This is a genomic window from Serinicoccus marinus DSM 15273, assembly GCF_008386315.1.
GTDB lineage: Bacteria > Actinomycetota > Actinomycetes > Actinomycetales > Dermatophilaceae > Ornithinicoccus > Ornithinicoccus marinus.
In genome coordinates this window covers 1174714-1198994 of the sequence record NZ_CP043808.1, presented here as the reverse complement: position 1 = coordinate 1198994, position 24281 = coordinate 1174714, and the positions used below count along the sequence as shown (strand labels likewise).

The window sequence follows — 24281 nt, the reverse complement described above, 5'->3', positions numbered from 1 at the left end:
AATCCCACCACCGGACCGACGACAGCCACGACCACACCAACACCGACGAAGCCCGCGACCAGACACGAACCCCCCACCCCCCCCCGACGACAACCGCACCCCGACCCGAACCGGCGCCCCGACCCGAACCGGCGGCTCGATCCCCACGTTCGAGGACGACCTCGACCTGGCCCGCCGCGCGCTCTACACCGCCCTGGCCCACCGCGGCACCGCCGCCCTGCTCGCCGACACCGACGACGCCGACGGCGCCACCGACCACGACCCCCGGCTCACCGGCTGGATCACCCTCACCCACCGCGGCCAGGACGGACAACGACGCGGCGGACCACCCGAGGACCTCGACACCCTCCCCTCCCTCCTCGGCTTCAGCCCAACCCCCGAACACGCGACCGAGACCGATGAGAAGGGACCGCGGCAGCCCCGGGATGGGCAGCCCGACGCCCCACCACCCTTCTGAGCCCGCCCGGAGCCACCGTGGTGACCATGCCTCGCACCATCGCCACCACGACCGGCGTCGACCTGCGAGGTGCTGGACGGCGAGGAGGCCCTCGAGCCGCTGGTCGACTACTTCCGCAGCATCTCCGGCGAGCACACCGGCTGGGAGGAGTACCGCCAGGCGAGGCGCGACCAGGGCAAGTCCCTGCTAAGGGTCACCCCCACCCGGTGGTCACCGATCGCGACCGGTGGCTTCCCACCGCACCTGGCCGACGACGACAGCTGAGTCGAGCGGTCGCCGCCGAGTCCCCTCCGTGCCGCACGGCTGGCCCGACAAAAAGTGCGGGTGGCTCCAGCTACCGACCCAGCCAGGGTGCCGCCGCGTCGCGGTGCGACTGCTGCTTGTCCTCGGCCATGCCCTCCCAGGTGCGCACCGCGAAGTTCGCCCGGCTGTTGGCCTCGAAGACCTCGCGGTGGTCCTCGACGAACGTCCAGTAAAGCCCGTCCCACGCCTCCCGCCAGTCCCCCGCCGGCAGGTCCGACATCTTCCGCAGGTAGTTGCTGCCCGAGACGTAGGGCTTGGTGGTGATGGCGTCACCCGCGGCGAACTGGCTCATCGCATACACGTTCGGGACCATGACCCAGTCGTAGGCGTCGACGAAGAGCGCCATGAACCACCGGAAGACCTCGTCCGGGTGCACCCTGAGCAGACACAGCGCGTTGCCGAGCACCATGAGCCGCTCGATGTGGTGGGCATACCCCCGCTCCAGCACCCGTCGGATGACGAGGTCGACCGGCTCGAGACCCGTCTCACCGGTCCACCACGACTCGTCCAACGACCGCCCGTGCTCGAGGACGTTGCTCGTGCGCATCCGGCGGCCCCAGAGCCGGTACGTGGCCCGCATGTACTCCCGCCAGCCGATGATCTGACGCACGAAGCCCTCGAGGCTGGGCAGCTCCACGTCGTGCTCGTCCGCCGCGGCCAGCGCCCGCTCCAGCACCTGGTCGGGGTCGATGAGCCCGCAGTTCAGCGCTGGCGTGAGCGCGGCGTGGAAGATCACCGGGTGCTCGGCGCTGATCGCGTCCTCGTAGGGCCCGAACTGCATGAACCGCTCGTCGAGGAACCGGCGCAGCGCCGCGTCCCCCTCGCCCGGTGACGTCGCCCAGGAGAAGGTCCCCGGGTCCCCGGGGGCGTCCGGGAAGTGCTCGCTCACCCAGTCGATCGCCTCGGTGACGCGGGTATGCCGTCGCGCCGGCCCGAGCGCGGGGTCCGGGACGGGGTGTCCGGCGGGCAGCTTCTTGCGGTTCTCGGTGTCGTAGGACCACCGGCCCCCGACCGGCTGGTCACCATCCATGAGCACGTCCAGCCGGCGTCGCTGCCAGGCGTAGAAGTGCTGCATCCGCGCGCCGCCGGTGGAGAAGTGCTCACGGATCTGCTCGCGGGTGGTGAGGAAGGCGGGGGTGTCGAGCACGTCCTCGGCGCGCAGCTCGTAGCCACCCTCGCGCAGCTGGTCCCGGCAGTGCCGCGCGAGCCAGTCGTCGGCGACGTCCAGCACGCTCACCCTCCCGGGCGAGAGCCGTTCAACGAGCTCCACCAGGGCCTCGCCGCTGGTCCGGTCCGGGGAGGACTCCACGACCTCGACATCCAGCCACTGCTCCCGGGCACGGTCGACGAAACGGCGGGTGGCCGCGCGGTGCAGCACGAGCTTGTGCGCATGGAAGGGGTACTGCCGGTAGAGCAGGTCGTCCTCCACCACCACGAGCACCGTCCCCTCCGGCACCCGCAGCTGCTCCGCGTGCAGCTGGTGCGGGTAGACGAGCCGGACCTGCGTCGAGCCGCTCACGCCGCGACCCCCGCCACCGGCGCGACCACCTCGTGGTCCGGGTCCCACCAGCGCAGGCCCTGCACCGTGAGCGTCGTGCGCGCGACGGCGCCGTCGTGCGTCTCGGTCCGGGATTCCGGGCCGGCCGCCGTCGCGAGCAGCTCCAGCGCCTCGCCCGCCCGGGCCAGGCTCAACCGGGTGGCCAGGGTGACGTGCGGGATCCACGGCCGCTCGTCCGCACCCGACCACGCGTGGGTCACCCGGGCCTGGGCGACGCGGGCCTCGAACGGGGCGGCCACGAGGTCGGCGACGCTCACCCGTCGTCCGCCGAGCAGGACGAGGCCGTCGACCCGCAACGGCAGCGGCAGCAGCGGCGCCCAGAGGTCCTGCGCGACGCGCAGCACGTCCGCGTCCGGCGCGACCTGCGACGTGGCGACGGTGAGGTGCGGGCGGTGGGTGCGTCCTTGGTGCCGCGCGAGCGACGCGATCCCGCCCTCCTCGAGGGCCTGCCAGCGTCCGCGGACCCGCGCGTCGTCCTCCGGTGAGAGCACCAGCTCCAGGGCGTGCTGCCGGCTCACGCAGCCCGCTCCTGCGCCCGGTCGCGGCCCACCCCGGCCATCGCCCACCGCACCGTCGAGGTGCTGGCCCGGCCGAGCGGACGCAGCACCCCGCGCGAGAGCGTCGGCGACGCGGGCAGCCCGAGCTCGGCCCGCGCATACCTCGGCAGCAACGCGACTCCCCCGGCGGCGATCGCCCAGTAGCCGGGCCTCGACGCCAGCGGCAGCGGCGGCTCCACGAGCAGGAAGCGGGCCGCCTCCCGGGCCTGCTCGGTGGCCTCGAGCTCGGCGCGGTATGCCGTCAACTCACCCTCCAGCTCCCGCACCGTCCGCGGCGGGTCGACCACGCCGAGGTGCCCGGCGGAGACCCCGGCCTGCGCGACGTAGGTGTCTGCCTCGGACGTGCTGAGCGGGGTGCGCGCGAAGGCCTGGTAGGCGTGCAGGAAGGACCATGCCTCCGCGACGTGCACCCACCGCAGCAGGTGCGGGTCCGAGGCGCGGTAGGGACGCCCGAAGGCGTCCTTGCCCCGCACCCGCTCGTGGATCGCGCGGACGTGACCGATCGTGTCCATCGCGTGCTCGACGGTGCCGAAGGTGGTGGCCGCGAGGTAGGTACTCGTCCGCTGCAGCCTTCCCCAGGGGTCACCCTTGTAGCCGGAGTGGCCCGCGACCCCTGCCATGGCCATGGGGTGGAGCATCTGCAGGAGCAGCGCCGCCACGCCGCCGGGAAACATCGCGGCGTCCGCGTGCACCCGCCAGACCGGGTCCTGCTCGGTGAACCAGCGATCCCCCGGCGTGTCCCAGATGCGCGCGGCGCGCTCGCTCGCGTCGTCCCCGGCGACACGGGCGCGCAGCGCGCTCCCGAGCGCAGTCTGCAGCCGAGCGAGAGTCATCGTGCTCCTCGTGTATGCCTGGGACAGACGCTGGACAAAGCGTCGACAGTCCCTACTGTCGCACGCGGGGACCGGTGCCGCCACGCCAGACCGGCGGCGACCGGGAGCGGCAGGTACGGTCGGCGCATGTCTCACCCCACCTTTCCCGGCACCGACCGCACGTTCCTCCCCGTCAACCTGGGGGGCAACCCGTTCGGCTGGACCGCCGACGCCGAGGCCAGCTTCGCCGTGCTCGACGCCTTCCTCGCCGCAGGCGGGTCCTTCGTCGACACCGCCGACATGTACTCCGCGTGGGCCGAGGGCCACGAGGGCGGCGAGTCCGAGCGCATCATCGGCCGCTGGATGGCCGAGCGCGGCAACCGCGACGAGGTGCTCGTCGCGACCAAGGTGGGCAAGAAGCCCGGCCGCCAGGGACTGGCTCGCGACACCGTGATGACCGCCCTGGACGAGTCGTTGGACCGGCTGGAGACCGACCACGTGGACCTCTACTACGCGCACACCGACGACGACTCGGTCGACATCGCCGAGCAGGTCGCCACCTTCGACGAGGTGGTGCGCAGCGGCCGGGCCCGCACGATCGGCCTGTCCAACTACGCCCCCGACCGGCTGCGCGCCTTCCTCGAGACCGCCGCCGAGCAGGGGGCGAGCGTCCCGACCGCGATCCAGCCGCGCTACAGCCTGGTCTCCCGCGCCGACTACGAGCGCGACCTCGCCCCGCTGGTCGCGGAGTTCGGGCTGGCCGTCTTCAGCTACCCCGCGCTCGCCTCGGGCTTCCTCACCGGGAAGTACCGCACCGAGGAGGACTTCGACGGCAACGCCCGTGGCGGCGCCGCCCGGCGGTATGCCGACGCCGGCGGCCTGGCGGTGGTGGACGTGCTCGTCGAGGTGGCGCAGCGGCACGACGTGCAGCCCGCGACCGTCGCCCTCGGGTGGGTGCTGGCGAAGGGCGTCACCGCCCCGATCGCCTCCGCCTCCCGCCCCGAGCAGCTGGAGCCGCTGCTGGCAGCGACCTCGCTCCAGCTGACCGAGGCGGACGTGCGCCAGCTCGACGAGGCTTCGTCGAGCTTCTGATCGGGGTGCTGGCGCGGGACGCCGCTGCCTCGTCGTCGCGGCGTCCCGGGGATCCTGGCCCCCGCTGTCGCTGGTCGTTATGCTGGCGGGGACCGGGGCGGGACACGGCGAAGGGGAGATCAGGATGGTCGGCGGAGAGCCAGCCGAGCTGAGGCGGTGCGGGCGCGACCTCGTGACCATCTCGCAGACGCTGCAGACGGGACGCAGCTCCCTGGTCCGCGGGGGTGGGCTGCCGACCTCCGGGCTCGGCCTCCCCTCGCAGGACACCCAGGTCGCCGCTGCCTACGACCGGGTGATGCAGGCGGTCGACGCCGCAGCCGGTCACCTGCAGCGCACCGTGATGCACGACGGTGGCCACCTGGAGCAGGCGGCGACCGACCTGGAGACCTCGCCGTCGCCGCGTGGGCTCCCCCCGCGTGGGGTGGGCGAGGACGGCCGGCCCGTGCTGGGTCGCGCCGAGCCGCACGGCCCGGGACAACGGCTGGACGTCGACCGGGGCGAGCTGCCCCAGGCGGCTCCGCACGAGCAGGGCCCGGCCCTGGACGTCGACCGGGGCGAGCTGCCCCAGGCCGCTCCGCACGAGCAGGGCCCGGCCCTGGACGTCGACCGGGGCGAGCTGCCCCAGGCCGCTCCGCACGAGCGCGGACCGGCCCTCGACACCGACAGCCCCGACCTGCCGCAGGCCGAACCTCACCAGCGCGGCCCCAGCCTGGACGGCGACAGCCCCGGAGCCTCCGCATGATCACGCTCACCAAGGCCGACGTCTGGCACCTGCGGGCCCAGGTGTCCTGCCTGCAGGAGGCCATCGACGCGTGGGCCGCGATGCGGGACGCCGGGGGCAACGCCGGGGCCGACAGCTCCGACGTCACCACCCGCGTGGCGTCCGCCTGGGAGGGCAACCGTGCCGACTCCTACCTCGCCTACGCGCCGCGGGTCACCCAGGGCCTGGAGCTCGTGCAGGGCATGGCGCAGGCCGTCCTGACGCAGCTGCACGCCCTGCACGACCTCACCGCCTCGACCCAGCGCGACCTCGACGCGTCCTTCTCCCGGGTGAGCACGGTGGCCGCCTCGGTGCGCCGGCTCGACGGGCAGGTGGAGCTCGAGGTGCTCGACGAGGACGACGTGGAGCAGATCGAGCGGGAGCACGGACGCGCCCAGGAGATCGTCGAGCAGGCACGGCTCGAGATCGCCGAGCGCAGCCGCGCCCTGGAGGTCACCGCCGCGGACGCCGACTCCCTCGCCGCCGCCTGGGCCGGCCCGGCCGACGGCGCACCGCTGTGGGACACCCCGCTCACCGGCGCTCTGGACCCGCGCGTGGGCGTCATCCCGGAGGACCCGCCCTCGGTCGGCCCCGTCGAGCCACCGGTGGTCTCGCCGGAACCGCCCACCCGCGGGTTCGAGCAGCCACCGGTCGAGGGCGCGGACGGCGGCCGGACGCACGACCCCAGCGGGGTCTGAACCCTCACACCTCGACGTCGTCCACGGACTCCAGGTCGGGCAGGTCCTCGAAGATCGCCGCCGGCTCGCGCCACGGGTCGTGCTCGCCCCGCCCCGCCTCGCGGACGGCCCCCAGCACCCGTTCCGGCGTGCAGGGTAGGTCGACGTGCCGCACCCCGAGGTGCGCGACGGCGTCGACGACGGCGTTCTGCACCGCCGGTGTCGAGCCGACCGTCGCCGCCTCCCCGATCCCCTTCGCGCCCAACGGGTTCCGGTCCGTCGGGGTCGTCGTGAGGCTGGTCTCCAGCTGGACCAGGTCGCCCGCGGTGGGCAGCGTGTAGTCGGCGAAGGTGGCGGTCACCGGGTTGCCGTGCTCGTCGTAGCGGAACTCCTCCCAGAGCGCCTGCGAGATGCCCTGCACGCACCCGCCGTGCTGCTGCCCGCGCACGAGCAGCGGGTTGACCACGGTCCCGCAGTCGTCGACGGCCACGTGCCGGAGCAGCCGCACCGCCCCCGTCTCGACATCGACCTCGACCACGCTCACGTGGGTGCCGAACGGGAAGGTCGACCCGTCCTGCGAGAAGTCGTGATCCACCTGCAGCTCGTCCCCCTCCTCGTGCGCCCGGCGGGCGACCTCCTCCCAGGTCACTCCCGCACCGGGGACGCCCCGGACCGCGAACCGGCCGTCCACCAGCTCGACGTCCGCCGCCGTCGTCTCCAGCAGGTCGGCCGCCGTGGCGATCGCCTGCTCACGCAGCTCCTGCGCGGCCTCCAGCACCGCGCTGCCGCCGAGCTGCACCGACCGCGCCCCGCCGGTGCCGCCACCGCTGCGGACCTGCGCGGTGTCGGACTGCACGTAGGACACCCGCTCCAGCGGGAGGTCGAGGGCGTCGGCGACGAGCATCGAGAAGGCGGTCGCGTGCCCCTGCCCGTGGGCCGACGTCCCGGCCATGACGACGACCGAGCCGTCCGCACCGACCCGGATCCCAGCGTACTCCGAGCCGCCGAAGCCGGTGATCTCGACGTAGCTCGCGATGCCGATGCCGAGCTGCCACGCGTCGCCCCGCTCCCGCCGCCGCTCCTGCTCGGCGCGCAGCTCGTCCACCCCGGCCGCGTCCAGCGCCGCCTGCAGCGTCGTGGCGTAGTCGCCGGTGTCGTAGTGCGCGCCGAACTTCGTCCGGTGCGGGAGGTCCTCCGGGGCGAGGACGTTGCGGCGCCGGAACTCCTCGGGGAGCAGGCCGACCGTCCGGGCCGCGTGGTCCATCGCCCGCTCCAGCATCGCCGCCGCCTCGGGCCGGCCCGCCCCACGGAAGGCGCCGGTGGGTGCGGTGTTGGTCATGACCGACAGCGCGTCGTAGCGCAGCCGCGGGATCTGGTAGGAGCCCTCGGACATGGTCCGGGTCGAGCCGCTGGCGAAGGACCCGCCGAAACCGGCGTACGCCCCGCAGTCACCCACCAGCCGCGCCCGCATCCCGGTGATGCGACCCTCGTCGTCGAGCCCGACCTCGACGTACTGCACCTGCCCCCGGCTCGTCATCGACAGCATCGTCTCGCTGCGCGTCTCCACCCACCGGACCGGGCGGCCGAGCAAGCACGCCGCCCGCACCACGGCCGCGTGCTCCGGCGCGATCCCGGCCTTGCCGCCGAAGGCACCGCCCACGTGCGGGGCCCGCACTCGCACCGCGTCGGCGGGCAGCCCGGTCCAGCGGACCAGGAGCTTCTTCGCGAGGTGCGGGTGCTGGGTGGCGAGGGTGACGTCGAGTCCGGTGACCTCACCGTCGCTCAGGGTCGGGCGCGCGAGGATGCCGTGCCCCTCGATCGGGCTGGTCGCCATGCGGTTGTTCTCCAGGCGCAGCCGCGCGACCCGGTGCGCGCCCGCGAGCACGTCCGGCTCACCCTCGGGGTCCTTGACCGCGAGGACGACATTGCTCCCCAGCTCGGGGAACTGCGTGGGTGCGTCCGGCTCCAGCGCGGCCTCCATGTCGACCACCACGGGCAGGTCCTCGTAGTCCACGTCCACGAGGTCGCCGGCGTCGACCGCGGCAGCGCGCCCGGTCGCGACGACCAGCGCGACCGGGTCGCCGACGAAGCGCACCCGGTCGGTCGCCAGGGCGGTGCGCGGCACCCGGTCGTGGATCTGGGCGAAGGGCGGCACCGGCTCCTCGCCGAGCTCGGCCGCGGTGAACACCCCGACCACACCCGGTGCCTGCGCCGCGGCCGCGGTGTCGACGCCGCGGACCAGCGCGTGCGCCACCGGGCTGCGCACGAAGACCGCGTGCAGCACCTCGGGGTCGTCGAGGTCGGTGTCGCCGACGAAGGTTCCTCGCCCGCGCAGCAGCTCGGGGTCCTCGACCCGGCGCACCTCGGTGCCGAGGATGGAGGTCCCGCGCGTGGGTGTCGTCATGGGCCCATCCTGCCTCGCCGGCCAGGGGTCGGCGACCGGCATGATGGGGGTATGCCTCCCGCCACCCTCGACCTGCTCGACCTGGACGCGCTGCTCACCGACGACGAGCGCGCCGTCCGCGACTCCGTCCGCCGGGCCTGCGAGGAGCACGTGCTCCCGCACGTCGCGGGGTGGTACGAGCACGGCGACCTGGCGCACGACCAGGTGCGCGGGCTGGCGCGGGAGTTCGGCCGGCTCGGCCTGCTGGGCATGCACCTCGAGGGCTACGGCTGCGCCGGCATGAGCGCGGTCGACTACGGCCTGGCCTGCACCGAGCTGGAGGCGGCCGACTCCGGCGTCCGGTCGCTGGTGTCGGTGCAGGGCTCGCTGGCCATGCAGGCGATCCACTCCTTCGGCAGCGAGGAGCAGAAGCAGGCCTGGCTGCCGTCCATGGCCGGCGGGGAGACCATCGGCTGCTTCGGCCTCACCGAGCCCGACCACGGCTCGGACCCGGGGTCGATGACCACCCGGGCGACCCGCGACGGCGACGACTGGGTGCTCCACGGCGCGAAGTCGTGGATCACCAACGCCCCCCTCGCCGACGTCGCCGTGGTCTGGGCGCGGACCGAGGACGAGGGGGTCCGGGGCTTCGTGGTGCCCACCGACACCCCCGGGGTGAGCACCCCGACGATCGGCCACAAGATGTCGCTGCGGGCCTCGGTGACCGGGCAGGTCGTCCTGGAGGACGTCCGTCTCCCGGGCAGCGCGCTGCTGCCAGGTGTCCGCGGCCTCAAGGGGCCGCTGGCCTGCCTCTCCGAGGCGCGCTACGGCATCGTCTGGGGCGCCATGGGCGCCGCGCGGACGGCGCTGGAGACCGCGCTGACGTATGCCGGCGAGCGGGAGCAGTTCGGGCGGCCGATCAGCGCCTTCCAGCTCACCCAGGCCAAGCTCGCCCGGATGCACCAGTCCTGGGCCACCGGCACCCTGCTCGCGCTGCACCTGGGCCGCCGCAAGGACGCGGTCGGCCTCCGGCCCGAGCAGGTCAGCGTCGGCAAGCTCAACAACGTGACGGCCGCCCTCGAGATCTGCCGCACCGCCCGCACGGTCCTCGGCGCCAACGGCATCTCCGGCGACTACCCGGTCATGCGGCACGCCAACAACCTGGAGTCGGTGCTCACCTACGAGGGCACGGAGGAGATGCACACCCTGGTCGTCGGGCAGGCGCTCACCGGGCAGCAGGCCTACCGCTGAGGGTCGACCTCCCGCGACCGGCCGACACCGACCCGGTCGAAGGCCACGAGCAGCCGGTCCTGCAGGACCGGCGCGAGGGACCGGGCATACGTGTCGGTGATGTGGCTGCCCTGGCGGTAGATCAGCACCCCGCCGACGACCGGCGGGCACCGGTCCTGGCCGGGGCAGACCCAGTCGTTCATCGTGACGAAGGTGGAGGTGGGGACCTCGGCGACGGCGCGCAGCAGCGGCCCGGTGCCGCTGCCGCGGTTGTAGTCGATCCGGCACCGCTCGAGGTCCTCCCGGTGCTCCGCGACGCACGCGTAGACCTGGGAACCACCCGGCTGGGGGGTGTCGGCGAGCGCGACCACCGGCACGCCCTCGTCGCCGAGCCGGCTCCACCGCTGCGCCATGCCGTCGGCGAGCGCCTCCCCGGACAGCTCGCCGTCCGGAGCGAGGCCCTGCGACTTCACCGAGGAGGTGAGCACGACGTCCGGCGGCTGGGCCAGCAGCTCCTGCATGACCTCGTCGCCCCAGTCACGGCAGGCCCGGGCCCGACCCTCCTCGTCGAACTGCACGAGGGTCGCGCTCCAGGGGCAGGCCGAGCGGTAGAAGACGTCGACGCGCCACCCCCGCTCCTCACCGAGCTGGTCCAGGGCGCCCATCCACTGGGCGATCTTCGAGTCGCCGACGACGGCCACGTGCAGGTCCCCCTCGGCGTCGCCGTAGGTGCAGCGCAGGACCTCCTCGGTATCGGCGTCGCACCCCTCGTCGTAGAGCGCAGGCACGTCCCGCGTCGCCTCCAGCGGGTCCGGGGTGATCGACCCGTCCTGCGCCCCCAGGTCGAGGTCGTCCAACGACGGTGACGGGGCACCCTCGGTGCCGGCAGGGACGGTATGCCGTGGCGAGGCCTCCGGTGCGCCGGCGGTCGACGTGGCGGGGTCACCGCCGTCGTCGCTGCTGTCGTCGCCGCTCGAGCCGATCCTCGCCCCGGACTCGCTGCCCCCGGCGGCACCCGCGGCGCGGGGTGGTCGGGGGGCCAGCGTCCCGGGCTCCCGCAGCGCTCCGGCGCCCTGCGCCGACGCGCCCGCGACCTCGTTGGCGCGCACCTGACGGTCGACCTCGCGGACCAGGTAGCCCCCGGCTCCGGCCGCGAGCAGGGTGCAGGCGAGTCCCACGACGAGGCCCCCGCGAGGACCCGCCAGGGCGCCACGGGCATACCGGATCGGCTGCTCGAGGAACAGGTGACCGAGCAGGGCGGGCACGACGCTGAGCACGACCACCCCCAGCCCGGCCCAGACGTCCAGCGGACCGAACCGGGCCTGCGCCAGCACCAGCAGCGGCCAGTGCCAGAGGTAGAGCGAGTAGGACAGCGCCCCCGTCCACTGCAACCCCGACCAGCCGTAGATCCGGGCCGGGCCAAAGGTCACGGACGCACGCACGCCCCCGACGAGCATCGCCGCGGCCCCCAGGGTCGGCACGAGCGCCGGCCAGCCGGGCCAGGCGGAACCGGCGTCGAGCAGGAGGCCTCCAGCGAGGACGGCGACCGGTCCCAGCCAGGCCAGCGCCGTGGCCACCGGGACCGGGACGCGCCGCCACCAGGACGCGCCGAGCGCCACCAGCGCCCCCAGCCCCAGCTGCCACAGCCGCGTGGTCGTGACGAAGTAGGCCTCCGGCGGGCTGGCCGAGCTCAGGTGCACCGCCCAGGCGAAGGAGGGCAGCACGACGAGCACCGCCAGGAGCGCCGCCACCGTGGGCACCACCGGGAGCCCCCGGCGGCGGGCGAGCCAGAGGGCCAGCAACACCAGCAGCGGCCAGAGGACGTAGAACTGCTCCTCGACCGCCAGCGACCAGTAGTGCTGGACCGGCGAGGCGACCGAGTCCTCGGCCAGGTAGTCGACCGACCGGTCGGCCATCCGCCAGTTGACGACGTAGAGGCCGGAGGTCACGACGTCCCAGCCGATCTCGCGCCAGCGCACCTGCGGCACCCAGAGCAGCGTCAGCGCGGCCGTGGTGAGCAGCACGAGCATCGAGGCCGGCAGCAACCGGCGCGCTCGGCGGGCCCAGAACCGCGGCAGGTCCACGCGACCGGTCCCTGTCGCCTCGCGCAGGAGCAGACCGGTGATGACGTAGCCGGAGACGACGAAGAAGACGTCCACCCCGGTGTAGCCGCCGGGCAGCCAGGGCACGCCCGCGTGGTAGAGCAGCACGAGCAGGACGGCGATCGCCCGCATCCCCTCGATGTCGGGTCGGTATCGGGAGGGCAGATGACGACCCCCGGACTGCTCATTGGACCGATTCTACGCGCGCCGGGCGGTCGGTACGGTGGGCGACGAGGCGGCTCACGGCATACCCCAGCGAGAACAGCGCGACCGTCGCGGCGACCGAGGCGAGGAGGTACCACGGCTGCCCGAGCCAGGGCAGCAGCGGGCGCTCCCGCTGGTAGAAGTAGTTGCCGTCGAAGGCGGCGTTGGCCGCGACCGCCACGACGAGGTAGACGGTGAACCAGCCGAGGGCCAGGCGCATCCCGCGCAGGCTCGGACGCCAGTCGGTGGTGACCCACGCGAGGACCGGCAGGAGCAGCGTCACGACGTGGTTGACGAAGAAGCTCCAGCCGAGGATGTTGGTCGGGGGCTGGATGTTCTGCGGATAGGCGAAGCTGGCCCAGGCCCACAGCCCGAAGAAGAAGAGCACGTCCATCACCCGCCGGCTGCCGGTGACCAGGTAGGCCAGCCCCAGCAGCGCGGACACCCGCGAGATGTGCAGCGGGAGCGTCTCGGCCGGGTCCCAGCCGGTCACCAGGTAGAAGCCGTAGAGCGTGACCTGCTGGACCACCACCACGACGGCCAGGACGGCGCGCACCGCGGCCTCGTGCTCGCGCACCCGGTGCCGGGCCAGGAGTAGCGTGCCCGCCACGACGACCAGCCCGAGGACGTAGAGCAGGTGCTCGGCACCGCCGATGGCGATCCACGGCGGGTGCGGATCGAGGAAGTCCTCCACGTGGGCGGGGTCAGACCACGACGACCCGGCTGCCCATGCTCATGAGGCCCTGCGACCAGATCATCTCCATGGCGGCGACGGAGACCCGCGCGCAGCCGTGCGAGGCGGGGTAGGGCGGGATCGACTCCGACCCGTGGACGGCGTAGTTGCCGGAGTAGAACATCGGCCGGTACATCTCGCCCAGCTCGCCGTCCCGCCAGCCGTTGCTGTGCGTCAGCCAGACGGCGAAGTCCCCCGGTGGCGTGTGGGCGTCGTAGGTGCCGTCCTCGAACTCGTAGGGCTCGCCGTTGCCGGTGGAGGTGTTGAGGGTCATGGTGGTCGCGCCGCCGCGGACCACGAGCAGCAGCTGGCTGGCCAGGTGCACCTCGACGTGGTCCCCGCCGTAGGCCGGCGCCGGCCGGTAGCCGGTCTCCAGGGCGGCACGGGTGCCGGGTCCCACCACGGCGTCCCGGACCAGGCCGTGCGCCTTCTGGGCGGCCCACACCGCCTGCTGGGTGAGGTGGCCGAAGCCGCCGTCGGGCGCGCCGCACCAGTACCCCGTGGCGTTGAGCTGCTCCTGCAGCGCCCAGACGGCCTCGCCGCCGCTGCCGCGCGCCAGCACGGCCGGAGGCTCGGGCTCCACCGGCTCCGGCTCGGGCTCCGTTTCCGCCTGCTCGGGCTCGGGCTCGACCGGCTCCGGTTCGGGCTCGGGTTCTGGTTCGGGCTGCGGCAGCGCGAAGATGCCCCCGTCGTCCTGCAGCCCGCCCACCACGGCCCCCGCCATGAGGCCGGCGCCGCCCTTGACCAGCGCGCGCCGCGGGAGCGGCTCGGTGAGCAGGCGCTGCCGCAGCGGGCGCAGCACGAGTCGTCGCGTCCGCATACCAGATCCCCTTCGTCGTCGTCCGTCGCCCAGTAGACGTGATGGCCCGCCCCCCACGTTGCCAGCACACACCGGCCGTTGCGCAATCGTGACCTCACGCGCCACTGCCGTCACACCGGCGACGGGCAGAATATGCTGCTCATCTACGCCGCCCCGGACACGCCGCCCCAGGAGGACCACGATGGCCCGTTCCGCACGCTCGACCCCGAGCCTCTCCCGCCGCCGGATGCTGGCCCTTACCGGGGCCGGGGCGCTGGGCGCCTCTCTCGCCGCCTGCGGCGACAACACCGGGCGCGGCACCGGCAGCGGCGAGGATGCCGCCCAGTCCGGCGGCGGGGGCGGCCGCCCCACGATCGCGCAGTGGTACCACCAGTACGGCGAGGCCGGCACCCAGGAGGCGGTGGAGCGGTATGCCGCGGACTACCCGGACGCCGACGTCACCGTCTCCTGGAAGCCGGGCGACTACGACCAGTCGACCGCGGCCTCGCTCCTCACCGACGCCGGTCCGGACGTCTTCGAGTACGGCAACGGACCGACGATCGACATGATCAAGGGCGAGCAGGTGGCCGACCTCACCGACCTCTTCGGCGACACCCTGGACGACTTCACCCCCTCGCTCATCGAGCGGATGACCTACGACGGGAAGATCTGGGCGGTCCCCCAGGTCCTCGACATGCAGGTCCTCGTCTACCGCCGCAGCCTGCTGGAGGAGGCCGGGATCGAGCCGCCGCAGCAGATCCCCGACCTCGTGGCCGCCGCCCGCGAGCTCAGCCGCGGCGACGTCAAGGGACTCTTCCTCGGCAACGACGGCGGCGCCGGCCTGCTCGGCGGCCCCATGCTCTGGGCCGCCGGGCTGGACTACCTCGACGGCGAGGAGGTGGGCTTCCAGGATGCGGGGGCCGCCGAGGCGCTGTCGGTGCTCCGCACGCTGTGGACCGACGAGTCGCTGCTGCTGGGCGAGGCCCAGGACTGGTTCGACGCCGGGGCCTTCACCTCCGGGCGCGCCGCGATGCAGTGGACCGGGCTGTGGACCTTCCCCGCCATCAGCGAGGCGCTGGGTGACGACTTCGGCGCCATCCCCTGGCCGGCTCTCGAGGGCGGGTCACCGTCGGTCCCGGTGGGGGCCTACGGCTCCTGCGTGTCCACCCGGGCCACCGACGTCGAGGCGGCCCGGGCCTTCGTCCGCTGGCTGTGGATCGACCAGACCGACAAGCAGCTCGACTTCGCCACCGCCTACGGCTTCCACGTGCCCTCGCGCACCAGCCTGATCCCGGAGGCCGACGTGCTCGCGTCCGGTCCGGCGGCCGACGCCGCCGGCTACGTCACCGAGTACGGCCACGCCCAGACCCCGCTGCTGTGGACCCCGCGCAGCGCGACCGCCTGGAGCGACATGATGAGCCGCATCGTCCGGGACGGCGCGGACCCGCAGGAGGAGCTGGACGCGCTGGTCCCGATCGTGGAGGACGAGCTGGAGCGGGTCACCGCCTGATGCTCGCGCGGCTTCGCGGTCGCCATGACGTCAACCTGTGGTTCTGGGTCTTCGTCGGCCCGTTCTTCGCGGGGCTGGTGCTCTTCATCTACGTCCCGATCGGGTGGAGCGTCTACCTCTCCTTCTTCGAGGCCTACAACACGGTGACGCCGACCGAGTTCGTCGGGCTGGCCAACTACCGCGACATGCTCGGCGACAGGGCGTTCCGGGACTCGCTGCTGACCTTCGTCGTCTTCGCCGCCTTCATCGTCCCGACGACCTTCGCGCTGTCCCTGCTCACCGCTGTCCTGGTCGCCCGCACCCGCGTCATGCAGGCCTTCTTCCGCTCGGTCTTCTTCCTCCCGGTGGCCTGCTCCTACGTCGTCGCCGCGCTGATCTGGAAGATGTCGATCTTCTCCGGGATGCGCTCGGGCGTCGCCAACGCGGCACTCGGGCTGATCGGCGTGGACCCCGTCCCGTGGCTCTCGCTCACCGACCCGCCGTGGTACTGGCTGGTCATCGTCTCCGCCCGGCTCTGGCTGCAGGTCGGCTTCTACATGATCCTCTTCCTCGCGGCGCTGCAGCGGATCCCGACGGTGCTCTACGAGGCGGCGGCCATCGACGGCGCCGAGGGCTGGCAGGTCTTCCGGCACATCACCTGGCCGCAGCTGCTCCCCGCGTCCACCGCGGTCCTGCTCCTGCTGCTCATCAACGCCTTCCAGGCCTTCGACGAGTTCTACAACATCCTGTCCAGCTTCGGCAGCTACCCGCCCTACGCCCGGCCGCCGCTGGTCTACCTCTACTACACCGCGCTCGGGTCGGGCCAGAACTTCGGCGACGGCAGCGCCGGTGCGGTGATCCTCACGCTCATGATCGCGGTGGTGGCGCTGCTGCAGACCAGGCTGCTCCGGCTCGGCGGGAGGGACTGACGTGCTGCACGAACGACGCCGGTATGCCCTCCTGCGCTGGGTGCTGCTGCTCCTGGGGACAGCGCTGTTCCTGCTGCCCTTCTATCTCCTGCTGCGCGGCGCCTTCAGCACCGAGGCCGACCTGGCCTCCGCGCAGTGGCACTGGCTGCCGCCGACCTGGGAGTGGGACAACCTGGCCGCGGTCTTCGACAACCGCACGGTGCCCATGGGGAGGGCGCTGCTCAACAGCACGGTCATCGCCGTGAGCCAGACGGTGGGCGTCCTCGTGCTCTCCGGGATGGCGGGCTACGGCCTGGCCCGGATCCCCTACCGCTGGTCCGGGGTCGTCTTCTGGCTCATCACCGTGACGCTGCTCATCCCGGCGGCCGTCACCTTCGTCCCCAGCTTCGTGCTCGTCTCCTCCCTGGGCTGGATCTCGACGTTGCGCGGCCTCATCATCCCCGGGCTCTTCCAGGCACTGGCGACCTTCCTCTTCCGACAGTTCTTCCTCTCCTTCCCGAAAGAGATCGAGGAGGCCGCCGCGCTGGACGGGTTGTCCTGGTGGGGCACCTTCTGGCGGGTCGTCGTGCCCAACTCCGGCGGCTTCGCCGCCGCGATCGGCACCATCACCTTCATCGGCAGCTGGAACGCCTTCCTCTGGCCCCTGGTCATCGGCCGCACCCCCGACTCGTGGACCGTGCAGATCGCGCTGTCGACCTACCTCACCGCCCAGACCTCGCAGATCAGCACGCTCTTCATGGCCGCGCTCGTCGCGATCCTGCCGCTGCTGCTGATGTTCCTGCTGCTCCAGCGGTGGATCGTCCAGGGTGTCGAGCGGACCGGCATCAGCGACTGAGGCGCGTCTCACAGCACGGTCTGGCCGCCCGGCCCGGCCACCACGGCCCGGAGCGTGGGCCGCGGGGCGCCCACGACCGCACCTCCTGCCCCGAGGACGTCCAGCACCTGCTGGGTTCGGGCGGGGTCCGGGTGGCCGAGCGTGAGCTCGACGAGGTCGAGCTCGGGCAGGTCGTCGTCCGTCGGGTGGCTGCTGCCCCAGTCGATGAGGAAGGGCTGCACCCCGCCCAGGCCGAGCGGGTGCGGGACCGCCAGCCGCCAGGACAGCTCGGTCCCACCCCGTGTCCGGCGCGAGGCAGGGGTCGCCGTGCCGACCTCCAGCCCGGCGTCCCGGGCCAGGGCAAGGGTTCGGTCGAGGTCGCCGGGGCGGACCGCCCAGGCGTGCAGGCGGGGCGAGAAGGTGCCGTCCTCCACCAGGTGTCCCAGGCCGAGCATCGTGGCCTCCGGGGCCACCGGCTCCTGGGCGGGGTCGGGGGCGAGCAGCTCGAGGTAGGCGGGCCCGCCCGTGCCGCGCAGCGCGACCAGGGCGTTGCGGGTGCCCATCCCGGGGTGGGACCCGCCGGCCGCGGCGCTCACCCCCGTCTGCTCGCGCAGCCCCTCGACCGCCTGCTCCAGGTCCGGCACGGCGAGCACCAGGTGGTCCAGGGGCGCCTCCTGCGCCCGCTCAGCCCGGCGCACAGCGCGCCTCCAGCTCGGTGAGCCCCGGTCCGCGGAGCGCGCCGGGAGCGGCGCGGCCGGAGACGACGAGGAGCAGATCCAGGGCAGGCCCCTCCACCACCGGTCCCGAGCCGGAGGCGATCCCGGCATCCGTGGCGCGTACCGTGAGCCCCGCCACCCGCTCCCGCGCCCCACCGAGGCCCACGGCGGTGGCGAGCTGGTAGGTCAGGGCACGCTCGACCGCCTGCTGGGCGTAGCCGTGCTCGAGGTCCAGCGGTCTCCGGATGTCCTCGCCGTGGACCACCTCCTCGACCAGCCTGCTGGCCCGGGGGGCGGGCGGCCCGGAGGTCCGGGTGACGACGGCCCGGAGCCGGGCGAGGGTCTCCTGCGGGGTGGCACCACGCTCCCGGGCCACGCCGGCGGCGTTCTGGGCGTCGAAGTCGAAGCGGGCGCGCGCCATCGCCAGCAGCAGGCGCGGGGTCGTGGTGCGGGCGTTGTCGACCAGGTGCGCCGCCACGTCGTGGACCGTCCACCCGGGGCACAGGGACGCGTGCGCCCACCGCGGCTCCTCGAGCGCGGCGAGGTCCTCGACCAGGGCACGTCGCTCGGCGTGCACGAGATCCCAGGTCGCGGTGCCCCCGATGATGGTCATGCGCTCAGCCTCTCACCCCTCGACGAGCCCCCGGATGTCCGCCGCGGTCACCGTGCCGGTGGCGAACTCGCCGGAGTCGACCACGGTGCTGAAGAGCCGGCGCTTGCGCTCCTGCAGGGCCACGACCTTCTCCTCGATGGTGCCGCTGGACACCATCCGGTAGACGTGGACGGTGCGGTGCTGCCCGATCCGGTGGGTGCGGTCCACGGCCTGGGCCTCGGCGGCCGGGTTCCACCAGGGGTCGAGGACGTAGACGTAGTCGGCCTCGGTCAGGGTCAGCCCCACGCCGCCGGCCTTGAGGCTGATGAGGAAGACCGGCACGTCGCCCTCGCGGAAGGCCGCGATCCGGGCTGCCCGGTCACGGGTCCGGCCGTCGAGGTAGGCATACCCGATCCCGGCCTCCTCCAGGGCGATCCGCACCCGCGAGAGGTAGCCGGTGAAGCTGGAGAAGACCAGCGCCCGGTGACCTTCCGCAGCGACCTCGGTGAGTTGCTCCAGCAGGGCGGTGATCTTGGCCGAGCGCGCGAGCCCGGCGTGCTCCTCGTCCACCAGCGCCGGGTCGAGCGCGAGCTGGCGCAGCAGGGTCAGCGAGCGAAAGATCGCGATGCGGTTCTTGTCGAGGTCCGCGAGCAGTCCGAGCACCCGTTGCCGCTCCCGCTGGAGGTGCTGGTCGTAGACCCGGCGGTGCGCCGGGTGCAGCTCGATGCCCAGCGTCTGCTCGATCTTGTCCGGCAGGTCGGCGGCGACCTCCGCCTTGGTCCGCCGCAGCATGAACGGTCGGATCCGCTGCCGCAGCCGGTCCAGCGCCAGCGGCGCCTCGCCGGACTCGATGGGCTTGCGGTAGCGCTCGGTGAACGTCTCGGGCCGCGAGAACAGGCCGGGCGAGGCGAGCGAGGTCATGGACCACAGGTCCATGAGGGTGTTCTCCATCGGGGTGCCCGTCATCGCGACGGTCCGGTCGGCACCCAGCCGACGGACCGCCTGGTAGGTGGCCGACCTGCGGTTCTTCACCACCTGCGCCTCGTCCAGGATCGCCGCGCTCCACGGCAGCGCGCGGTAGGCCTCCGCCTCCAGCCGCAGCAGGGTGTAGGAGGTGATGACGAGGTCGGCGCCCCCGACGGCGGACGCCAGGTCGGCTCCTCGGCGCCGCCGGGTCGCGGTGATCGTCGTCGTGCGCAGGTGCGGGGCGAAGCGCGCCGCCTGCTCGGCCCAGGCGCCGACGACGCTGGTCGGGGCCACGACGAGGACCGGGCCGCCGGCGAGGTCACCGCGATCCTCGGCCCGGACCACCGTCGCGAGCGCCTGCAGCGTCTTGCCCAACCCCATGTCGTCGGCGAGGATGCCGCCCAGGCCGGCGTCCCAGAGGCCGGCCAGCCAGCGGTATCCCGCCAGCTGGTAGGGCCGTAGGGTCGCCTCCAGCGCGGCCGGGGCCTGCACCAGGCCACGGTCCCCGTCGCCCAGCGCCAGCAACGAGTCCACCCGCTCGCGCCAGCGTCCCTCCTGGTCGTGCACCACCCCGAGCTCGACCAGCTCCTCCCAGAGCCCCGCCTGGTAGGGCGAGAGCCGCACGCGCGCAGGGTCCTCCTCGCCGTCGTCGTCGGCGAGCTCGCGGGCCTCCTCGATGAGCCGGCGCAGGTCGCGCAGCTCGGGCTGGTCCAGACGCAGCCAGAGCCCGGACTCCAGGAGCAGCTCGTCCTGGCCGAGGGAGAGCGCCGCGAAGAGCTGGTCGAAGGGGATCTCGGTCTCCCCCACCAGGACCTGCACGCGCAGGTCGAACCAGTCGCCCTCCTCCGCCTCGGTGGTGCGCAGGTGCACGACCGGGGCCTCGTCGGCCTCCTCGTAGGTCGCGAGGTCGCCGTGCACCAGGACGTCGAGCTGGTCGGACTCCTCGAGCCTGGGCAGAACCTCGGTCGCGAAGCGGGCCGTGCCGATGCCGGTGAGCAGCGCGCGGGGACGCAGGGTGTGCGCACCCGCCCGCCCGTGGTCCACCAGGCCCGGGGTGTCCTCGAGCAACGGCAGGACCGCGGCGAGGGCCTGCTCCTCGGCGCGGTCGTCGCGCACCGGATCGTCCTGCCCCGGCCCCAGGCCGACGACGGCCACCTCCTCGCTCCCGGTCACGGCGGGCACGGCGTAGGCGAAGGTCCACCGCAGGTGCAGCACGTGCCCGGCCTCCGGCGTGATCTCGAGCCGGAGGCGTGGCGGGCGGTCGGCCGGGGTCACGACGCTGCCGTCGCTCGAGGTGAGGCGCACCTGACGGGCCAGGGCCGGGTAGTAGGTCGTGAGGAAGCGGGGGACGTCGTCGGCCGGGACCTCCATCGTGCGGCCGGACTCGAGCAGCGCGACGACGACGTCGGGCACCGGCTCGGTCAGCGGCAGCAGGGTGAGCCTCCCGGACGCGTCGAGCCGACCCAGTCCGTGGGCCGGCCTGCCGACGAGGAAGACCTCGTGCCCGGGGCTGACGTCGGAGTCAGGGTCGCGGTCGGCCTGGGGTTCCTGGTCGTTGTCGGCGTGGGGGTCGGCGTGGACGTCAGGACCGGTGTCGGCGTCCCCGGGTCCGTCGAGGTCCTCCACACGGGCGCGGACGAGCAGGCCACCGTCCTCGCGTCGCGTGACGTCGAGCCCGGCCCGTGCCGTGCCTGCCCCCAGCACCACGTCGGCCACCCCGCGACCACCCACCAGGGGGACCCCGGCCTCGACCACCTGGCGCAGCACCGGCCAGGCCACGGCACCGATCTCCCCGAGCGGCAGCTCCTTGGCCGAGGAGTAGAAGTAGCCGAAGCCCGAACTCTTGCCCAGCGCCGCGAGCTGGGCCAGCAGGGCGCGGTGCCGCGGGTCCACCTCCACCCGCGACCAGCGGTTGGTCAGCTCGTCCCACCCGACACCCTGCCCGACCCACGGCTTGCTCCGGCCCGGCCGCACGGGCTGCAGCCCGACCCGGGTGCGCTCGTCCCGACCCCCGGGGCCCTGGGTGAGCGAGACCTGCAGCCCCAGCCGGTGCCCTGCCGCGGTGCCGCCCCTGGCGGCCCCACCCTGCAGCAGCGGCGCCAGCGCGGCCTCCCAGCCGGACCGGGTCGAGCTGCGGGCGCGCAGCCGGGCCCGCGCCGTCATGAGAACGGCCACGGCGTGCTTGCAGTCCTGACCGACCGGGCAGCTGCACTGGCCGCTCCAGACCAGCACCTCGCGGTCGTGGATCCGGACCACCGTCTGGTAGACGTGTCCGCGACCGCCGGTCACCGTGCCGACCAGGGCGGCGCCGTCCGGCCCCGTGACCAGGGTGCGGACCTGACCGGAGTCGGCATACCCCTGCGCCCGGGCGAAGGTCAGCTCGCCGACCTCGGAGCGCAGGTCCTGGTCCTGGACCCGCAGCACCCAGTCGGCGGCGGCGAGATCCGTGGACATGGCACCGAGCCTAGGGCTCGGGGGTGACAGACCGGGCGGATCGTCCACAGGCTGCGCCACCGATCGTGCACCGAGCCCGACCCTCGGCGCGGTCAGTGCCCTGGCGTACCCACCCGCCCGAGGATCGTGGCGGCCACCTCCCGCGCCCGGGTCTCCGGCAGCCAGTGCCCGGCACCCAGCTCGGTGAACCGGTAGTCGCCGACCACGTGGTGCGCCGTGCGCTCCGCCGCCGCGCGTCCGAGGAAGGGGTCGCGGGCACCCCAGAGGTATGCCGTCGGCACGGCGACGGTGCCGACGGACCGGGACCCGCCGCGGGCCGCGGCGCGGTACCAGTTGACCGGTCCGCGCAGGCGTGCGGCGGAGCCCAGGCGCGCGGCATACCGGACGGCGTCGTCCGCGGGCAGCCCGGTGCGCCGCAGCTCCCCCCGACGCAGCGCCCGGGCCATGACGAGCTCGGGCACGCGAGGGACCTGGAAGCCCGCGACGTACCAGCTGCGCCGGGCCTGGTCGCCGTGCCGCACCGCCCAGCGCAGCGCGGCCGGGTGCGGCGTGGAGAGCACGGTGAGCGTGCTCACCCGCGCGGGGTGCCACGCCCCGAGGGCCCAGGCCACCGCGCCACCCCAGTCGTGGCCGACGACGTGGGCGCGGGCCCAGCCCTGCGCGTCCAGCCAGGCCAGGACGTCCCGACGAGGGAGTCCAGCCGGTAGGCGGAGACGCAGGTCGGCGCCGACCCGGGCCCGTAGCCACGCTGGTGCGGGGCGAGGGTCCGCAGCCCGGCATCGTGCAGCAGCGGCGCGAGCGCCCGCCAGGCGGTCGCGTCCTGGGGGAAGCCGTGCAGCAGCACCACCGGCTCGCCGCCGCAGGGGCCGCCGACGAGCGCCTGGTGCCGCAGCCCGGCGTGGCTGAGCTGCTCGACCCGGTCACCGTCGCTGTCCACGACCCCATCATGGCCGGTGGAAGCCCCGCGTTGCGATAGACTGGTGTCGCATCCCGCACCGTCTCACCTCGGGGTGCCGATCTCGCGGCCACCGGCCGCCACGGACGCGCGACGCGCCGGGTGGGACACCGCATCCGTCCCGAAAGATCCCCGTGACCTCTTCCTTCGCCGACCTCGGCGTGCCCTCCTCCCTCACCGACGTGCTCGCCGCCCGCGGCATCACCGTCCCGACCCCCATCCAGGCCGCCACGCTGCCGGACTCGCTGGCCGGCCGCGACGTTCTCGGCCGCGGCCGCACCGGGTCGGGCAAGACCTTCGCCTTCCTGCTGCCGGTCGTGGCCCGGCTGCTGGCCGATCCCTCGGCCAGCCGCCGCCGCGGGCGCCTGCCGCGCGCGCTGATCCTGGCGCCCACCCGTGAGCTGGCCGGACAGATCGCCTCCTCGCTGGAGCCGCTCGCCGCGCAGGCGGGGCTCGCGCACGTGACGATCTTCGGCGGGGTCGGCCAGAACCCGCAGGTCCGCGCGCTGCAAGCCGGGGTGGACGTCGTCGTCGCCTGCCCGGGCCGCCTCGAGGATCTCCTCGGCCAGGGCCACGCCGACCTGTCCGGCATCGAGGTGACCGTCCTCGACGAGGCCGACCACATGGCCGACCTCGGCTTCCTGCCGGTCGTCAAGCGGCTGCTGGACCGCACCCCTCGGCGAGGCCAGAAGATGCTCTTCTCCGCGACCCTCGACTCGGGGGTCGACGTCATCGCCCGGCGCTACCTGCACGACCCGGTGACCCACCACGCCGACTCGGAGCAGTCGCCCGTGGCGGCGATGGACCACCACGTGCTGCACATCGACGCCGGGCAGCGGCTCGCCGTGCTCACCGACCTCGGCTCGGCCCCGGGCCGCACGGTCGTCTTCACCCGGACCAAGCACGGCGCCAAGAAGCTGGCCAAGCAGCTCAACGGCGCGGGCGTGCCGACGGTCGAGCTGCACGGCAACCTGGCGCAGAACGCCCGGACCCGCAACCTCGACGCCTTCCACTCCGGCCAGGCCTCCACGCTCGTCGCGACCGACATCGCCGCCCGCGGCATCCACGTCGACGACGTCTCGCTCGTGGTGCACGCCGACCCGCCGGTGGAGCACAAGGCCTACCTGCACCGCTCGGGTCGCACCGCGCGCGCCGGTGCCGGTGGCACCGTCGTGACCCTGATGACCGACGAGCAGGTGCGCGACGTCCGCTCGCTGACCCGGGCGGCGGGCATCAAGCCCACGACGACCCGCGCCGACGCGGGGCACCCCATCCTCGCCGAGCTGGCCCCGGGTGAGCGCACGCTGGTCCCGGGTGGTCTCACGATCCAGGCGCCCGCCCAGGGCGGCGGCCGCCAGGGCTCCGGACGCGCGGGCGGCCCGAAGGGTCAGGGGTCCCGACGCACCGGCCAGGGCGGTAGCCAGCAGGGGCGCGCGTCACGCCGAACCCAGGACGGGTCGTCCCGGCGTGGCGGTCCGGGCACAGGTCGCGGCGACCGCACCCAGGGCGGCCCCCGGCGCGGCGGCCAGGACCAGGGGTCGGGCCGCGGCGGCCAGGGATCCGGTCGCACCGGTCAGGGGCAGGGCCAGACCCGCCGCCGGCAGGGCCGGCAGCAGACCTCGGGCGGCTCGATCGTCGCCTTCTCCACCTCCAGCGGGAGCGGTCGCCGCCGCTGACCCGCAGCCGTCGGCGGAGGCGC

Annotated in this window: 21 protein-coding genes; 9 read left to right on the top strand and 12 right to left on the bottom strand. The window is 73.9% G+C overall.

Annotation, left to right across the window (positions count from 1 at the left end; genetic code table 11):
• Positions 1 to 526 precede the first annotated feature (526 nt).
• Positions 527 to 721 carry a hypothetical protein gene (locus FU792_RS05620; RefSeq protein WP_022924708.1) on the top strand — a complete coding sequence of 65 codons (195 nt, stop codon included), beginning with the start codon at positions 527 to 529 and terminating at the stop codon, positions 719 to 721.
• Between the two features lie 70 nt (positions 722 to 791).
• Here FU792_RS05620 and FU792_RS05615 read toward each other — a convergent pair whose 3' ends face one another.
• From FU792_RS05615 to FU792_RS05605, 3 genes are read right to left on the bottom strand one after another with little or no spacing between them, the layout of a single operon-like run.
• Positions 792 to 2279 (bottom strand): cryptochrome/photolyase family protein, encoded by a 1488-nt coding sequence (locus FU792_RS05615; RefSeq protein WP_022924709.1) that lies wholly within the window; start codon positions 2277 to 2279, stop codon positions 792 to 794.
• Positions 2276 to 2836 (bottom strand): 2'-5' RNA ligase family protein, encoded by a 561-nt coding sequence (locus FU792_RS05610; protein WP_052327802.1) that lies wholly within the window; start codon positions 2834 to 2836, stop codon positions 2276 to 2278. Before FU792_RS05610 ends, FU792_RS05615 begins: the two co-directional genes overlap by 4 nt.
• Positions 2833 to 3708: an oxygenase MpaB family protein gene (locus FU792_RS05605; RefSeq protein WP_022924711.1), complete on the bottom strand. Its 876-nt coding sequence runs from the start codon at positions 3706 to 3708 to the stop codon at positions 2833 to 2835. Before FU792_RS05605 ends, FU792_RS05610 begins: the two co-directional genes overlap by 4 nt.
• Before the next feature lie 126 nt (positions 3709 to 3834).
• Between FU792_RS05605 and FU792_RS05600 the strand changes: the two genes are divergently transcribed.
• From FU792_RS05600 to FU792_RS16675, 3 genes are all read left to right on the top strand, one after another.
• Complete coding sequence (locus FU792_RS05600) at positions 3835 to 4779, top strand: aldo/keto reductase (protein ID WP_022924712.1); 945 nt, start codon at positions 3835 to 3837, stop codon at positions 4777 to 4779.
• 172 nt (positions 4780 to 4951) lie between these two features.
• Positions 4952 to 5521 (top strand): hypothetical protein, encoded by a 570-nt coding sequence (locus FU792_RS16680; protein WP_157609198.1) that lies wholly within the window; start codon positions 4952 to 4954, stop codon positions 5519 to 5521.
• Positions 5518 to 6237 (top strand): hypothetical protein, encoded by a 720-nt coding sequence (locus tag FU792_RS16675; protein ID WP_022924714.1) that lies wholly within the window; start codon positions 5518 to 5520, stop codon positions 6235 to 6237. The genes FU792_RS16680 and FU792_RS16675 overlap by 4 nt, the downstream gene beginning before the upstream one ends.
• Positions 6238 to 6241: 4 nt before the next feature.
• Here FU792_RS16675 and FU792_RS05590 read toward each other — a convergent pair whose 3' ends face one another.
• On the bottom strand, positions 6242 to 8620 hold the full coding sequence (locus FU792_RS05590) for a xanthine dehydrogenase family protein molybdopterin-binding subunit (protein WP_028130965.1): 2379 nt from the start codon (positions 8618 to 8620) through the stop codon (positions 6242 to 6244).
• Between the two features lie 51 nt (positions 8621 to 8671).
• Between FU792_RS05590 and FU792_RS05585 the strand changes: the two genes are divergently transcribed.
• Positions 8672 to 9850, top strand: coding sequence for an acyl-CoA dehydrogenase family protein (locus tag FU792_RS05585; protein WP_028130966.1), 1179 nt, complete (start codon positions 8672 to 8674; stop codon positions 9848 to 9850).
• On the opposite strand, the gene FU792_RS05580 is transcribed toward FU792_RS05585, so the two are convergent.
• The 3 genes from FU792_RS05580 to FU792_RS05570 are packed head-to-tail and all read right to left on the bottom strand — an operon-like array spanning position 9841 to position 13688.
• Entirely contained in the window at positions 9841 to 12063 is a 2223-nt protein-coding gene (locus FU792_RS05580; RefSeq protein ID WP_052327803.1) for an acyltransferase family protein, read from the bottom strand. The genes FU792_RS05585 and FU792_RS05580 overlap by 10 nt on opposite strands.
• Positions 12064 to 12115: 52 nt before the next feature.
• Positions 12116 to 12829 carry a TMEM164-related integral membrane acyltransferase gene (locus FU792_RS05575; RefSeq protein WP_022924718.1) on the bottom strand — a complete coding sequence of 238 codons (714 nt, stop codon included), beginning with the start codon at positions 12827 to 12829 and terminating at the stop codon, positions 12116 to 12118.
• Between the two features lie 10 nt (positions 12830 to 12839).
• A complete protein-coding gene (locus FU792_RS05570) occupies positions 12840 to 13688 on the bottom strand; it encodes a L,D-transpeptidase family protein (protein ID WP_084485131.1) in 849 nt (282 codons plus the stop codon).
• A 181-nt stretch (positions 13689 to 13869) separates the two neighbouring features.
• Between FU792_RS05570 and FU792_RS05565 the strand changes: the two genes are divergently transcribed.
• The 3 genes from FU792_RS05565 to FU792_RS05555 are packed head-to-tail and all read left to right on the top strand — an operon-like array spanning position 13870 to position 16920.
• Positions 13870 to 15177 (top strand): ABC transporter substrate-binding protein, encoded by a 1308-nt coding sequence (locus FU792_RS05565; RefSeq protein WP_022924720.1) that lies wholly within the window; start codon positions 13870 to 13872, stop codon positions 15175 to 15177.
• Positions 15177 to 16085, top strand: a complete 909-nt coding sequence (locus tag FU792_RS05560) for a carbohydrate ABC transporter permease (RefSeq protein WP_022924721.1) — start codon at positions 15177 to 15179, stop codon at positions 16083 to 16085. Before FU792_RS05565 ends, FU792_RS05560 begins: the two co-directional genes overlap by 1 nt.
• Position 16086: 1 nt before the next feature.
• Positions 16087 to 16920: a carbohydrate ABC transporter permease gene (locus FU792_RS05555; RefSeq protein ID WP_022924722.1), complete on the top strand. Its 834-nt coding sequence runs from the start codon at positions 16087 to 16089 to the stop codon at positions 16918 to 16920.
• Positions 16921 to 16928: 8 nt separating this feature from the next.
• Here the strand turns inward: FU792_RS05555 and FU792_RS05550 are convergent, their stop codons facing one another.
• The 5 genes from FU792_RS05550 to FU792_RS18405 all read right to left on the bottom strand — a co-directional run bounded on the left by FU792_RS05550 (position 16929) and on the right by FU792_RS18405 (position 22564).
• Positions 16929 to 17597, bottom strand: a complete 669-nt coding sequence (locus tag FU792_RS05550) for a VOC family protein (RefSeq protein WP_022924723.1) — start codon at positions 17595 to 17597, stop codon at positions 16929 to 16931.
• A complete protein-coding gene (locus FU792_RS05545) occupies positions 17584 to 18228 on the bottom strand; it encodes a maleylpyruvate isomerase family mycothiol-dependent enzyme (RefSeq protein ID WP_022924724.1) in 645 nt (214 codons plus the stop codon). Before FU792_RS05545 ends, FU792_RS05550 begins: the two co-directional genes overlap by 14 nt.
• A gap of 12 nt (positions 18229 to 18240) precedes the next feature.
• Positions 18241 to 21627: a DEAD/DEAH box helicase gene (locus tag FU792_RS18410; protein WP_022924725.1), complete on the bottom strand. Its 3387-nt coding sequence runs from the start codon at positions 21625 to 21627 to the stop codon at positions 18241 to 18243.
• A gap of 92 nt (positions 21628 to 21719) precedes the next feature.
• Positions 21720 to 22295, bottom strand: coding sequence for an alpha/beta fold hydrolase (locus FU792_RS05535; RefSeq protein ID WP_275100768.1), 576 nt, complete (start codon positions 22293 to 22295; stop codon positions 21720 to 21722).
• Positions 22199 to 22564, bottom strand: a complete 366-nt coding sequence (locus tag FU792_RS18405; RefSeq protein ID WP_275100747.1) for an alpha/beta fold hydrolase — start codon at positions 22562 to 22564, stop codon at positions 22199 to 22201. Before FU792_RS18405 ends, FU792_RS05535 begins: the two co-directional genes overlap by 97 nt.
• Positions 22565 to 22716: 152 nt before the next feature.
• Between FU792_RS18405 and FU792_RS05530 the strand changes: the two genes are divergently transcribed.
• Positions 22717 to 24258, top strand: coding sequence for a DEAD/DEAH box helicase (locus tag FU792_RS05530; RefSeq protein WP_022924727.1), 1542 nt, complete (start codon positions 22717 to 22719; stop codon positions 24256 to 24258).
• Positions 24259 to 24281: the final 23 nt, after the last annotated feature.

Bases quoted from the DNA above. Each gene is read 5' to 3' on its own strand.
- FU792_RS05605 (WP_022924711.1), bottom strand. From the start codon at position 3,708: ATGACTCTCGCTCGGCTGCAGACTGCGCTCGGGAGCGCGCTGCGCGCC.
- FU792_RS05600 (WP_022924712.1), top strand. From the start codon at position 3,835: ATGTCTCACCCCACCTTTCCCGGCACCGACCGCACGTTCCTCCCCGTC.
- FU792_RS16675 (WP_022924714.1), top strand. From the start codon at position 5,518: ATGATCACGCTCACCAAGGCCGACGTCTGGCACCTGCGGGCCCAGGTG.
- FU792_RS05590 (WP_028130965.1), bottom strand. From the start codon at position 8,620: ATGACGACACCCACGCGCGGGACCTCCATCCTCGGCACCGAGGTGCGC.
- FU792_RS05585 (WP_028130966.1), top strand. From the start codon at position 8,672: ATGCCTCCCGCCACCCTCGACCTGCTCGACCTGGACGCGCTGCTCACC.
- FU792_RS05580 (WP_052327803.1), bottom strand. From the start codon at position 12,063: ATGCGGGCGATCGCCGTCCTGCTCGTGCTGCTCTACCACGCGGGCGTG.
- FU792_RS05570 (WP_084485131.1), bottom strand. From the start codon at position 13,688: ATGCGGACGCGACGACTCGTGCTGCGCCCGCTGCGGCAGCGCCTGCTC.
- FU792_RS05565 (WP_022924720.1), top strand. From the start codon at position 13,870: ATGGCCCGTTCCGCACGCTCGACCCCGAGCCTCTCCCGCCGCCGGATG.
- FU792_RS05560 (WP_022924721.1), top strand. From the start codon at position 15,177: ATGCTCGCGCGGCTTCGCGGTCGCCATGACGTCAACCTGTGGTTCTGG.
- FU792_RS05545 (WP_022924724.1), bottom strand. From the start codon at position 18,228: ATGACCATCATCGGGGGCACCGCGACCTGGGATCTCGTGCACGCCGAG.
- FU792_RS18410 (WP_022924725.1), bottom strand. From the start codon at position 21,627: ATGTCCACGGATCTCGCCGCCGCCGACTGGGTGCTGCGGGTCCAGGAC.